General features: G+C 55.4%; 10 protein-coding genes. 7 read left to right on the top strand and 3 right to left on the bottom strand.

From position 1 onward, the window contains the following. Positions 1–14: 14 nt before the first annotated feature. Entirely contained in the window at positions 15–1,304 is a 1,290-nt protein-coding gene (locus tag BED41_RS11320) for an amidohydrolase (protein ID WP_168160260.1), read from the bottom strand. A 79-nt stretch (positions 1,305–1,383) separates the two neighbouring features. Then, a complete protein-coding gene (locus BED41_RS11315) occupies positions 1,384–2,949 on the bottom strand; it encodes an AbgT family transporter (RefSeq protein ID WP_066746238.1) in 1,566 nt (521 codons plus the stop codon). A gap of 488 nt (positions 2,950–3,437) precedes the next feature. On the opposite strand from BED41_RS11315, the gene BED41_RS11310 reads away from it, so the two are divergent. The 7 genes from BED41_RS11310 (at position 3,438) to BED41_RS11275 (ending at position 12,250) form a co-directional block, all read left to right on the top strand. Further along, the gene (locus BED41_RS11310; protein WP_066746235.1) at positions 3,438–4,745 is read left to right on the top strand and encodes a glycine/sarcosine/betaine reductase component B subunit; all 1,308 of its coding nucleotides are present in this window, start codon (positions 3,438–3,440) and stop codon (positions 4,743–4,745) included. Positions 4,746–4,758: 13 nt separating this feature from the next. After that, positions 4,759–6,069 (top strand): glycine/betaine/sarcosine/D-proline family reductase selenoprotein B, encoded by a 1,311-nt coding sequence (locus tag BED41_RS11305; RefSeq protein WP_084002420.1) that lies wholly within the window; start codon positions 4,759–4,761, stop codon positions 6,067–6,069. Positions 6,070–6,162: 93 nt separating this feature from the next. Then, entirely contained in the window at positions 6,163–7,686 is a 1,524-nt protein-coding gene (locus BED41_RS11295) for a BCCT family transporter (RefSeq protein WP_066746231.1), read from the top strand. Positions 7,687–7,689: 3 nt separating this feature from the next. After that, on the top strand, positions 7,690–8,667 hold the full coding sequence (locus tag BED41_RS11290) for a hypothetical protein (RefSeq protein WP_066746229.1): 978 nt from the start codon (positions 7,690–7,692) through the stop codon (positions 8,665–8,667). A 250-nt stretch (positions 8,668–8,917) separates the two neighbouring features. Next, complete coding sequence (locus tag BED41_RS11285; protein ID WP_066746227.1) at positions 8,918–10,030, top strand: sensor histidine kinase; 1,113 nt, start codon at positions 8,918–8,920, stop codon at positions 10,028–10,030. Beyond that, positions 10,027–10,674, top strand: coding sequence for a response regulator transcription factor (locus BED41_RS11280; protein WP_066746226.1), 648 nt, complete (start codon positions 10,027–10,029; stop codon positions 10,672–10,674). Before BED41_RS11285 ends, BED41_RS11280 begins: the two co-directional genes overlap by 4 nt. A gap of 145 nt (positions 10,675–10,819) precedes the next feature. Then, positions 10,820–12,250 (top strand): DNA recombination protein RmuC, encoded by a 1,431-nt coding sequence (locus BED41_RS11275; protein WP_084002419.1) that lies wholly within the window; start codon positions 10,820–10,822, stop codon positions 12,248–12,250. A gap of 90 nt (positions 12,251–12,340) precedes the next feature. On the opposite strand, the gene BED41_RS11270 is transcribed toward BED41_RS11275, so the two are convergent. Further along, on the bottom strand, positions 12,341–12,898 hold the full coding sequence (locus tag BED41_RS11270) for a helix-turn-helix domain-containing protein (protein ID WP_066746223.1): 558 nt from the start codon (positions 12,896–12,898) through the stop codon (positions 12,341–12,343). Positions 12,899–12,936: the final 38 nt, after the last annotated feature.

The raw sequence follows: 12,936 nt of genomic DNA, 5'->3' as shown, positions 1-12,936 counted from the left end.
TGGGAATCAGCGTTTTAGGAGTGGATATCTTCCACCATCTTCACGAAGAGCTCGACTGAGGGGGCGAGCACGCCTTCGTCAAAATCGAAGGCCTTATCGTGGAAGCTTGCCGTAAAGTCCGCGCCGAGGCCGATGTAGCTGCCGACGCCGCCGTTTTTCTGCACGCGGCGCAGCATTTCCGAGGCGTCGTCGCTGCCGCCGACGCTGCCGACGTCGTGGAACTCCGTGAACCAGGGGATCGTTCTCGCGCACCGCATGACGATCTCTATCGCTTTGTCGTCGGAGGCCCCGGAGGAGGATTTTCCGATGAGGACGACGTCGCACTCGACCTCATAGGCCTCCGCCGCGCCCTTCACGACGGAGAGCATCTTTTTTTCGCCGTATTCGGCGACGATGTCGTTCTCTCCTCGGACCTCGACCTCCATATAGGAGTCGGCGGCTATCGTGTTGCGCGAACTGCCCGCGTGCATGACGCCGACGTTCTGGTGGAACTCGCCCTGGCAGTGCGGCGGGATCGTGTGTATCCCCAGCGCCGCGACGCAGGAGGCTAGCAGGGCGTTTTTGCCGTCGTTGGGGTTGCCGCAGGGGTGCGCGGCTTTGCCCTTGTAAATGATGTTGTACCTGCGGCTGTCGAGGAAATCCTTCGTGCCGCCGATGATGCCGTGCGAGGGCAGAGGCTTTCCGTCCAGCCTGGTGAGGCCGAGGTGTCCGGCGAAGAAGTAATCCACATCGTCTAGGCAGCCGCGCTCCACGATGCCGCGCGCGCCGCCGCCGCCCTCCTCCGCGGGCTGGAAGATCAGCTTTATCCTGCCGCGCAGGCTATCTTTTCTCTTCATAAGCTCCTCGGCGACGATCATTCCGATAGCGGTATGTCCGTCGTGTCCGCAGGCGTGGCACGAACCGCCGTTGACGGAAACATAGTTCTCCTTTACGGGCCTATGTTCCGGCGCGTCAGTCTCCGAAAAGGGGAGCGCGTCAATGTCAAAGCGGAAGGCGGTCACCGGCCCCTCTTTTCCGGTATCGATGATCCCCATCACGCCGGGCAGACCGCACATCTTTTCCACGAGCTCCGGCTCCGCGCCCTGCGATATGGCGCGCCTCTTCTCTTCCGCGATCTTTTCCTCCGGGGGATACTGGAACTGCATCCCCTTTACTGAGAGGTCGTCGCCCATAACGACGGGGATGCCAAGTGTCATCAGATGTCTGGCGACGATGGAGGCCGTGCGGTATTCCTTCCACATTGATTCTGCATGTTTATGAAAATCCCTGCGCAGCTCGATCAGCCTTTTTTCCGTATCTTTCATTTTTCTCATCTCCTATGCAGTACTATCTGCCCGCGTCCCGGGGGAGAGGCTCCTCCAGGACGCCTGCCGGCTGTTTAGCTTACATATATATGCTCGCTCCGGGGCCAAGCGGCAGATTGAATATATACCAAAAAACGAGAAGCGCAATGAACCCGATCATGTAGGCGATGCTGAAGGGGATGGAGAGGGAGATCAGCGTGCCGACGCCGACCTTCTGATTGTCGTTTGTGCGGTAAGCCTCAAGCATTCCGAGGATTACCGGAACGTAGTAGTCGATGGGGGAGATTATGTTTGTGCAGGTATCGCCTATTCTGTAGATGAGCTGCGTCATCGCGGGGGAGATATTGACCATCGCGAGCATCGGGACGAATACCGGTCCGAGGATCAGCCACTTGGCGACGCCCGAGGTGATGAAGATGTTCACGCAGGTGCATATCAGGATGAAGAGCAGGAAGAGCGGAATACCGGAGATGTCGGCCGCCCTGAGGATCTCCGCGCCCTTGACCGCGAGCACCGTCGGCAGCTGGCTTTCATTGAAGAGCTCGATGAAGAAGGCGGCGGGAAGCGCGACGACGAGGAAGCTGAGGATGCCCTTGAGAGAGTCCTGCATCATGCCGGGAATGTCGTTTATCGACTTGATCGTCTTCGCCGCGTAGCCGTACGAGACGCCTATCGTGCAGAAGAAGAGGAACAGCAGCGCCACAACGTTGTTGAGCAGCGGCGAGCGCGGCACAAATCCGCCGTCGGCGTTGCGGAGGAAGGAGCTTGAGGGCAGGGCCATCGCTACCAGGGCGACGACGAAAATGAGCGCCGCTATCCCCGCCACGCGCAGTCCTTTAGTCTCATCGGCGCTGAGCTGGTGTTTCGCAAGCTCGGAGGCGTCGATCTCATCAATCTTGCCGCCGTGGAGATAGGGGATGAGGAAGTATTTGCAGACGATGACCGTGCATATCGTCAGCACCACCGTGCCGGCGATGAGGAAGTACCAGTTCATCAGCGGGGAGATGGGGTAGCTGATATTGTTGCCTGTGCAGATCGACTCCGTGATCCCGGCCAGCAGCGCGTCGGTACCGGCGATGAAGAAGTTGGCCGTATAGCCGCCGTTGGCCGCCGCATAACCGGCGATGATGCCGATCCAGGGGTTCATACCGATCGATTTCAACATTGCCGCCGCTACCAGCGGAGTGAATACAACGCCGGCGTCCGAGGCCAGGTTGGCGTTTATGCCGACGAAGGCCACAATAGCGATGATCCACTGCACGGGAGCGCCCAGGATCATCTTTCTCATCGCGGCGGTGATGAAGCCCGATTTTTCCGCGAGTCCGATCGCCATCATCATTATCAGCACGATGCCGATGGGATAGAAGCCGCCGTATACTCCCGCGAAGTTACCGAAATACTTGTTGAGGATCTCTAAGCTCAGAAGGCTTTTTACAGCTACCGTCTTCATCGCAGGCGCGACGGTGGGATCTTTGGACGCCGCGAGATAGGTCACTGAAAAATTGGCCGACGCGAGGACTGCGGAGAGCCCGACGACGAATACGATCAAAAACGTGAATATCCAAAATGGATGTGGGAGCTTGTTGCCGATTCGTTCGACTCCGCTGATAAAGCGTTCCATTAGACTCTTTTTGGTACCAGACATGAAGAACTTCCTCCTTAAAAATAATCTCCGGATTTACGCATTCCGGTATGTTAATGAGAATAACCGCCGTGTACATATAAATATCTGTAAGCTATGCTGGCAGATATCTAATATGTATAAATATAGGTTATCTGAATATAGTACCTATAATCTATGAGGGAAACAGTGAAAGACTGTTAACGTTTTTTACTAATGCTCCGTCGTGGACGCCGTGACGGAGGCAATGCTGGGAATTTACGCAGCTGGCGCCTTTGCTGCGGATCTTCTTTTTATTAGACTGCAGGAAGATTTATCCCGCGTGAGTTCCTCCATAAAATGGCGTGAAATGTCACTGTAGTGAGGTCGTGTGTAATGTAAAACATGACGAGCTTTTGGCGTTTTCCCTTATTGAGGTTGAAGGACATTTTAGTGTATCTTTTCACATAAAGAGCGGCACGTAACAGATTCAATAGTAACAGATCCAATAAATATATAGAAGGAGGAAGAACATGAGACTGGAAATTGGCAAGTTTAAAGTCAGAGATATCGTCTTTGGCGACAAGACGGCCTATTGCGGTGGCATCCTCTCCGTCAATAAGGAAGATGCACTTAAGGTCGTATGCGAGGACAAATATATTACCGAGGCCGACCTTAAGATCGTACATCCCGGCGATATGGTGAGACTTTGCCCGGTTAAGGACTCGGTGGAATTCAGATGCAAGGTAGACGGCGGAGAGGGCGCGTATCCCGGTGTGACGAGCCCGCTCGGCCAGGCCGGCATGGGCCGGACTCACGTACTTGACGGAGTATCGCTTCTTTCCGTAGGAAAGCACTGGGGCGGTTTTCAGGACGGGCTCATCGATATGGGCGGCCCTTATCAGCATTACACTATATGGGGAGATATGCCGAACCTCGTCCTTATAGCCGATACCAGCGAACTTGACGAGCAGAGGGAACAGCAGAAGAAAAACCACGCGATCCGCTGGGCCGGACTGCGCCTCGCGGAGCATATCGCGGAATGCGTGCGCGATATGGAGCCCGAAGAGGTCGACGTCTACGATCTGCCGGCCCTTAATGAGCGCGACGAAAAAACTAAGGCCCTTCCCGGCGTAGTTTATGTGCTGCAGCCGCAGACTCAGATGGAAGCGCTGGGCTATAACACTTTAGTATATGGCTGGGACGGCAACCGTATGCTCCCGACCTTTATGCACCCCAACGAATTCCTTGACGGATGCCTTGTATCCGGCAGCTTTATGCCCAGCTCCTCAAAAATTTCCACCTATGAATTCTCGACCAACCCGATGATCAAACGTCTCTATGCCCAGCACGGAAAGACGATCAACTTCCTTGGCGTGATCCTCTCGACCCTCAATCCTAAGATGGAGGAGAAGGCGCGCTGCGTGCAGATCGCGGGACAGATCGCGGTGGCGCTCGGCGCGAAGGGCGCCGTCGTCGCCGAAGAGGGATACGGCAACCCCGACGTCGACTACACGGCGATGCTTGTCGAACTTGAGCGGCTCGGTATCAAGACGATCGGTCTCTCGGACGAGGCGACGGGCAGAGACGGCGCTTCACAGCCTCTCGTTTCCATGAACCCCGCTACAGACGCCCTTGTGACCACCGGCAACGTCTCGCAGTTCTACGAGATGCCGGCGATGGAGGTCATAGGCGAACTTGAGGCGCTCGCCCGCGACGGAAACTCCGGCGGCTGGGAAGGCTGCATCAATCCTGACGGCAGCTGCGTGATGGAAAATAACGGCATGTTCTGCGCAAACCACATCAGCGGCTATTCGCGCAGAAGCTGCGCCGATTTCTAAGGGGGCGAAATAGATGAAAGCCATACATTATATAAACCAGTTCTTTGGCCAGGTCGGCGGCGAGGACGCGGCGGACAGCAAGCCGCTCTTCAATGAAAAGCCGATCGGCTGTTCGCTGATGCTCGACGGGCTGATGCCGGACATCGAAGTCACCAATACCATTGTCTGCGGCGACAACTATATCACCAACCACACTGACGAAGCTCTCGCGGAGATATTCGCCTGGCTTGACACAAAGCAGTTTGATATCTTCTTTGCCGGTCCCGCGTTCATGGCGGGGCGCTACGGGGTAGGCTGCGGTCTGGTCTGCAAAGCCGTCGCCGAGCGCTACGGCGTTCCCGTCATCACCTCGATGAACGAGGAAAACCCCGGTGTCGAAGAATATAAGAGCTCATGCGTCATCTTTAAGGGAGGCCGCAAGGCGACCTTTATGAAGGACGATCTTACGCTGATGGCGAAGTACGCCGAAAAGATCGCGAAGGGCGAAAAACTCCTGCCCGCCGCGGAAGAGGGTTATTTCCCGCGCGGCATCCGCAGCGAGATTCCCGCGCCCGGCGGCGTGATGGCTGCCGACCGCGTCATTGACATGCTGCTGAAGAAGCTCAGCGGCGAGCCCTTCCAGACGGAGCTCGTGATCCCGAAGACCGACCGGATACCGCCCGCGCCGGCGGTGAAGGACCTCAGTAAGTGCACGATCGCGCTGGTCTCTTCAAGCGGCGTCGTTCCCTCAGACAACCCAGACAGGATACAGAGCGCCTCCGCCCAGAAGTGGGGCAAATATAACATCGCCGGTATGGATCACCTTCCCACCGGTGAGTTTAAGACGATCCACGCCGGATTTGACCCCGAGGCGATGTGCGCCGTTCCCGACCGCGGGATTCCCCTTGACGCGATGCGCGCCTATGAGAAAGAGGGCAAGTTCGCGAAACTCTACGACTACTATTATGTAACGGTCGGAACCGGAACGACGCAGAACTACGCGGCTAAGTTCGGCAAGGAGATCGCCGCCGAGCTGAAACAGGCCGGAGTTGACGCCGTGATCCTCACCGCCACCTGAGGAACATGTACTCGTTGCGGTGCAACGATGGCCAAAGAGATCGAACGCGCAGGATTCCCCGTCGTCGTCATGGCGAACCTCATCGACGTCGCCAAGACTGTCGGTTCAAACAGAATAGTCCCCACCACCTCCGTACCCTATCCCCTCGGCGACCCGACGCTCTCGAAAGAGGAAGAGTGGGCGCTCCGTTACCACAGAGTCGGTGTAGCGCTTGACGCTCTCGCCGAAGATATCAATGAGCCGAAGGTTTTTAAAGTAAGCATCTAGCAGTTTGTGTTTCGAGCGGGGCGTTATCACGCCCCGCCGTTTTCGGTTTACCTCAAAATCTCGACTACCTTGTCACAAAGGAGTAATCCATCGATGTCGGAAAAAACCAATAATACCGCCGTACCTAAAAGAAATATGGTGTATATAATCTCCATCGCCATAACCTTTGCGCTGGTATTTTGGGGGCTCGTCTCCCCGCAAAGTTTCGGAGCGTTCGCCAAGATCCTGAATGGCGGCCTCACCAGCTATTATGGCTGGGGATATATGCTTACGATGAATCTTTTTGTAATATTCTGCATCGCCGTGGCGCTGAGCCGCTTCGGTAATGTGCGGCTGGGGCCTGATGATTCCCGCCCTGAATACAGCAACATGTCGTGGTTTGCCATGCTCTTTTCCGCCGGTATGGGGGTGGGGCTGGTATTTTACGGAGCCGCCGAACCGCTTTTCCACTTCGGTTCTCTTCCCTTTGGCGCGGAGCCCGGTTCCGTTCAGGCAGCGCGCGACGCCATACAGATATCGTTCTTCCATTGGGGGCTCCACCCCTGGGCGGGATACGCCGTCATAGCCATGCCTTTGGCCTATTATCAGTTCCGCCACAACGCTCCCGGACTTATCAGCTCCATATTCATTCCTCTCGTAGGTGAGGAAAAGGTCCGCGGGACGTTTGGAAAAACTGTTGATATACTTGCCATATTCGCGACACTCGCCGGTATCACCACTTCGCTGGGGCTGGGAACCCTGCAGCTCAACAGCGGGCTGAACGCGATATTCGGCATTCCCAAGAGCCTTGTCATCCAGATAGCGATAATCGTGATATTGGCCGTCCTTTACACCGGCTCGGCGGCGCTCGGTATAGAAAAAGGGATCAAAGTTGTCGCCGACTTCAATCTCTGGGTCTGTCTGCTGCTGATGCTGGCGCTGTTTTTAGTGGGACCGACGCTCCCCATCGTAAACTCGCTGATGACGGGAATAGGCGATTACCTCAGCGGCCTGATTAAAGAGAGTTTTACCCTTGCGCCCTATGGCGGCAAATACGAATCGTTCCTCAGCGGCTGGACGCTCTACTACTGGGCCTGGTGGATATCATGGGCGCCCTTCGTCGGTTCGTTTGTCGCGAGAATATCACGCGGACGCACGGTGAAGGAATTTGTAAGCGGCGTTCTCATCGTGCCGGCTCTCGGCAGCTTCACATGGTTTGCAATCTTTGGCACATCGGCGCTGCATCTGGAGCTTGTGCAGAAGATAAATGTCTCCGTCGCGGTGCTTAAAGACGTATCCGTGGGAATATTTGAGATGTACAGCCACTATCCGCTGGGGCAGATAATGTCGGTTGTGATGCTCGTGCTGATCATAACCTTCTTTGTCACCTCGGCCAACTCGGGAACATTCGTCCTCGCGATGCTGTCTACGCACGGCGATCTGAACCCGCCGAAGAGCAAGATGCTCGTCTGGGGTATACTTATGGCGGCTCTTGCGGTCGTGCTCCTCCTTACGGGAGGTCTGCAGAACCTCCAGACGGTCTCGCTCGCAGCGGCGATGCCCTTCTCGCTGATAATGGTCTGTGCCTGTGCCTCTTTCTGGAAGGCGCTTAAAAAGGAAGATAAAAAGGAGAGATAATATATGGATCGCGCACTGCTTCTTTTTGAAGACAAATTTCCCTGCTGGGATGAGGAGACCTTTGCCCTTGTCGGAGAGAATGTTTCCTCTCTGTCGGAACTTGCCGGAGACGGCCTGTTGGTTAAGGACGGCGAAGGCTATGTCCTTACAGAAAAGGGAGAAAAAAGACGTCAGGAGTGCGCGAAGCTCCATTATCTTTCCGCCCTGCCGATTGGTGAATTTGACGCTGAAAAGGCCCTCTGGAACAACCGTCTCTACCTTTTGATGGAGAGGGCCTTTATCGGCCAGTTCGGCATAAAAGAATATTCGGTCAACGAGGCGCTGCCATCCGTGCCGAAATTGGCGCGGGAGGCTCTCTGGGGAATCGAAAATGGCCGCGTCAAATACCGGTGGCCGGAGTCCCCGCTGGTCCGCTCCTTTTACGAGGCTTTTCCTAAATGGGGCGTGGGGACGAGGGGGACTACGCCTCCCGGAGAGGCCGGAATGCGCAGATGGATGGAGGAAAACGGCGCCGAGGCCGACGAGGTGCGCTTCAACCTCATATTGAGAAGCAGGTATGATTTTGAGCTCTATCGCAAAGAGGCTCATCTCCCCGACGACCTTTACTATATGAAGGATGCCGACCGCCTCTTCTTCCTGCGCGCTACCGGAGACAACTACGACGAAATATACGACGCTATAGGAAAGCTGCACCTCTTTCTGCTGGGACAGAGGCGGGTCTATATCCCCGGTTATGCCGACATCGATTCGCAGCAGCAGGAAAACTGGACGATGGTCGTCATAGCCGCTGATAATGAAAGGGAGCTTGAGGGCGTATACGAGCGGCTTTCGCACGACGGCAGGAATCTCATCGATCCGGCCAATCCGCTCTTTATCGTCGGAACGAGCATCGAGCGCCTGCGTCTGCAGCCTAAGCCTGAATATACCGTTTACGACTGGTTCTGCGACCGCAGCGTACACATTGTCAGGCCGGATGTATAAGTCTTATTATTAGGCTTGCACAGGACGATATCTTTTCGAAGAAGCGACCGGCGCGCGGGCAGGCCCTATATTTCTACTTAATATTGAAGATTAGTTTTCGGACCTCCGCAGATACCGTTTCAGGGATATCTCGGAGGTTTTTACTTCTGGCCGATAAAATATACTGCGGCCCGTATTTAAGTATGGTTTTTCCCTATGCAGACGGCATAGAGTATAATTAAACAAATAAATTCCGGATGGATGGTCGGTAATGGTGATAGAAAATAACTTTTTTGAAAAATTCTTCTTTGAGCAGACATTCAACCCCATCGCCCTCTACAAGATAGAGCCGGATATTGGCATTAGGGGTTCGTCGGCAATAATATACATTGATGTGAACAGCGCATATGAACGTGTGAATAAGGTCAAGCGTGAAGAGGTGGCAGGCAAGAGCTTTCTGGAAGTATGGCCGAACGTTGAGCCATGCTGGTCCGAGATAATCGAACGCTGTGTGAAGGAGAAACATGCCGTCCACTGTGAGAGCGAGAGCGTCTATACCGATAAATATCTTGAGGCGATAGCCTTTCCCCTGTCAGACGACCGTGCGGCGACGATATTTCTTGACCGGACGGAGCTGAAAAAGTCGGAGGCTGAGCTGAAAGATAAGCAGAAAAAACTTATCGAGTACCAGTCGATGCTGAGGGAGCTGGCGACCAAGCTGACGATCAGTGAGGAGACTACCCGGCGCGAGATCGCGACGGACCTCCACGACAGCATCGGCCATTCGTTGCTATCGCTGCTGCTTGACCTGCGAAAGCTGAAAGAAAACTATCACCGGCCGAATGCGGCGGAATCAATTCTGGACGGCGCCATCGAGTCTACGGAGCGGATGATCGCGGAGAGCCGCCAGCTGATATTCGAGCTGAGTCCGCCGATTCTTCTTGAGGTCGGTATTACCCCGGCGCTGGAGGCGCTCGCGGATAAACTCCTGTCGCCGAGAGATATAAAATGGAGCGTTTCGACGAGGGGACAGCTTAAAGACTATCCGGCGGACGACGCCGTCTGTATCATACTGTACAGAATGTCGCGCGAGCTGCTGGTCAACGTCATCAAACACGCGAAGGCGAAGCATGTCCACATAAACGTCAACAGAGGACCGAATAAAATACAGGTCGTGATCGAAGACGACGGCGTCGGCATGAGGAAAAATTTCATGCCCGGCAGAGGCAACACCGGTGGTCTGGGATTATTCAGCATCAGAGAACGTCTCCTGCATATCGGAGGCGATATGCGAATCGTCTCCAACAAAGACGGAACGACGGTCTCTTTGCTTGCGCCGTTAAAATTAAAGGTAAGTGATCTGCGGGAGGGGGCCGATCAATGATAAAACTGTTTATCGCCGATGATCACGAGTTATTTCGCGAGGGGCTTAAGAGCCTGCTGAGCCGTGAAAAAGATATCGAGATAGTCGGCTCCGCCTCCGACGGCCTTGAGGCGGTGAACGCCGTTCGGCGGCTGAAACCGGAGGTCGTCCTGATGGACGTTACCATGCCGAATATGAACGGCATACAGGCGACGGCTAAGATATGTTCCGAACTGCCTGATATCGCCGTTATCGTCATCTCCATGCACAACGACAGGCGCTTTATCGCCGAGGCGCTGAAAGCCGGCGCGCGCGGCTATGTCCTGAAAGAGAGCTCCCCGGAGCTGATGCTTGACGCCATCCGTACCGTGAGCCGGAACGAGGTATTCTTCTCTCCGAAAGTCTGTACGGTGCTTGTCAGCGATTACCTGCGGCTGCTCGGCAATGAGGAGGTCGGCCGCGCGAGCCCTCTATCCGAACGCGAGATGGAGGTGTTGCAGCTCCTTGTCAAAGGGCGCAACGGCAAGCAGGTCGCCGACGCTCTCTCCATCAGTAAAAACACGGTCGATACCCACCGCCGCCGCATCATGGACAAGCTAGGCTGCGAGAGTATGGCCGAGCTTACAAAGTATGCGATACGCGAGGGTTTTCTGACGCTCGAATAACCACCGGGGCGGTTTTTTTAAATCTGGAATTACCGCTTTATTTCATCTCCGGAGCGGTATTCCTTGTGTTTTGCCGGATATCTGCGATTTTTCCGCAGCTTCTTAGTTTATAATATCCCCGTATAAATGAAAGGGTGTGTTGACGATGCCGATATTGATTGGGATAGCGGCCCTTGTTGTTCTCGCGGGCATATACGTCGTAATGTCGCTCTCTCGCTTCCGCGAAAGCGCCGGCGCGATGGAGCAGGCCGTAAGAGAGCTGCTTACGCGGCTGCAAAAGATGGAGTCCAGGCTTGACGAGACTGAGGAGCGGCTGAATGGCAGCCTCAGCGCGATGCGTAAAGAACAGCGCGAGGCGGCCATCGAGGCCAGGGCCGAGCAGGCGCGCGGGATTGGCACCTTCGGCGACGCACAGGCTAAAAGGATCAAAGAGATAGGCGATATGCAGCGCGAAAGTTTCCAGAGCTTCTCCGCGCAGCTGACAAACCTCGGCGAGAGCCAGGCGACGCGCATAAAGGAGATCAGCGGACAGCAGACCGAGAGCCTCGCGGCCTTCTCGACCCAGCTGACGAACATCAGCCGCCTCAACGAGGAAAAGCTCGAGGCGGTGCGTGCCGCGGTCGAAGAGCGGCTGCGCGAGCTGCATAAAAGCAACGAAGAAAAACTTGAAAAGATGCGCGCCACCGTCGACGAGCAGCTCCACTCAACGCTGGAAAAGCGGCTTGGAGAGGCCTTCGCCAACGTCTCGGAACGCCTCGAGCAGGTGCATAAGGGGCTTGGCGAGATGCGCGCCCTGACCTCCGACGTCGGCGACCTGAAAAAGGTACTGGCTAACGTCAAAGTCCGCGGTACCTGGGGGGAGATGCAGCTTCGTGTTCTGCTGGAGCAGCTGCTCACTAAAGAGCAGTACGCCGAGAACGTCGCCACGCGTCCCAACCGGAGCGAACGCGTGGAATTTGCCGTGATCCTTCCCGGCGCCGACGATGAGAGCGGAAAAGTTTGGCTGCCGATAGACTCAAAATTCCCGATAGAGGATTACCAGCGCCTCATCTCCGCCTCGGAGAGCGGCGACAGCCAGCAGATAACGGAACAGCAGAAGGCGCTGCGCCTCCGCGTGCTTGAAGAGGCGAAGGCGATACACAGCAAATATATCGAACCTCCCTTCACGACCGACTTCGGCATCCTCTACCTGCCGATAGAGGGGCTCTATGCGGAGGTGCTGCGGATAGACGGCCTCTGCGAGCAGCTTTCGCGCGACTTCCGCGTCGTCCCCGCGGGCCCCACGACCATCTGCGCGCTGCTGAACAGTCTGCAGATGGGCTTCCGCACGCTCGCGATCGAAAAACGGTCGAGCGAGGTCTGGGTGCTTCTCGGCAAAGTAAAGACCGAATTTGAAAAATTCGGCGAAGTGCTCGAACGGACAAGGCAGAAGATAGACCAGGCGGGAAAAGAGCTGGACAAGGCCGGCACACGCACCAGAGCGATAAACCGCGCCCTGAAAAACGTCCAGCAGCTCCCGGTATCCGGCGAGGAGGAGTTCATCCAGGCCGAGGCCGACAATTTGGAGGATGAATGAGGTTTGTTTATTCTGTAAAGTAATCCCTGCCACAAAGCGATAAAAAATCCGGAAGAGCTTCTCTTCCGGATTTTTTATCGCCTGTCTCTTTTACTCATCTTCTATCTGTCGGTGCGGCGGGGTGCATACGCCGACTATAACGGCCTCGGTGTCGCCGGGGTTGAAGAGGCGGAACGGCTTTGAGCATTCATAGTAGATGTTGTCGCCCTCGTTGAGCCTGTAAACGCTGCCCTCCTGCTCAAATTCCACCGTGCCGCTGAGGACGAGGAAGGATTCTTCGCCGGGGTAAGAGGTGTACACTCCCTCAGGGTCTTGATAATGGGGAGCAAGCCTCATTATCGCGCACTCCATCTTTTTATTTTTCACATTGTGCTGGAGCAGTTCGTACATAAGAGGGTCTCCGGGGCTGCCTATGATCCGGCGCTCATCTTTTCTGACGACAATATTATCCACCGGATCGGTGTCAAAGAAATATAGCATGAGCACCTTGTAATAAGAGGCCAGCTTTCGGAGCACGGAGATGGAAGGCTCGACCTTGTCCGTCTCTATCTGGCTCAGGTAGCCCTGCGACAGGCCGGTTGCGTCCGCGACCTCTTTCAGTGTGGCTCCGCGCTCTTTACGAAGTTTTTTAATGCGGCTTCCTAGCAAATGCTATCCCTCCTGTCTGGCGGAAATTCGTAGTTCTA

This window comes from Cloacibacillus porcorum (genome assembly GCF_001701045.1).
Classification (GTDB): Bacteria; Synergistota; Synergistia; order Synergistales; family Synergistaceae; genus Cloacibacillus; species Cloacibacillus porcorum.
The sequence above is the reverse complement of the archived record's forward strand: the minus strand, read 5'-3'. Positions and strand labels throughout refer to the sequence as shown.

What these genes read in the sequence shown, in the direction of transcription:
- BED41_RS11320 (WP_168160260.1), bottom strand. Translation starts at nt 1,304, where the DNA reads ATGAAAGATACGGAAAAAAGGCTGATCGAGCTGCGCAGGGATTTTCAT.
- BED41_RS11315 (WP_066746238.1), bottom strand. Translation starts at nt 2,949, where the DNA reads ATGTCTGGTACCAAAAAGAGTCTAATGGAACGCTTTATCAGCGGAGTC.
- BED41_RS11310 (WP_066746235.1), top strand. Translation starts at nt 3,438, where the DNA reads ATGAGACTGGAAATTGGCAAGTTTAAAGTCAGAGATATCGTCTTTGGC.
- BED41_RS11295 (WP_066746231.1), top strand. Translation starts at nt 6,163, where the DNA reads ATGTCGGAAAAAACCAATAATACCGCCGTACCTAAAAGAAATATGGTG.
- BED41_RS11290 (WP_066746229.1), top strand. Translation starts at nt 7,690, where the DNA reads ATGGATCGCGCACTGCTTCTTTTTGAAGACAAATTTCCCTGCTGGGAT.
- BED41_RS11285 (WP_066746227.1), top strand. Translation starts at nt 8,918, where the DNA reads ATGGTGATAGAAAATAACTTTTTTGAAAAATTCTTCTTTGAGCAGACA.
- BED41_RS11280 (WP_066746226.1), top strand. Translation starts at nt 10,027, where the DNA reads ATGATAAAACTGTTTATCGCCGATGATCACGAGTTATTTCGCGAGGGG.
- BED41_RS11275 (WP_084002419.1), top strand. Translation starts at nt 10,820, where the DNA reads ATGCCGATATTGATTGGGATAGCGGCCCTTGTTGTTCTCGCGGGCATA.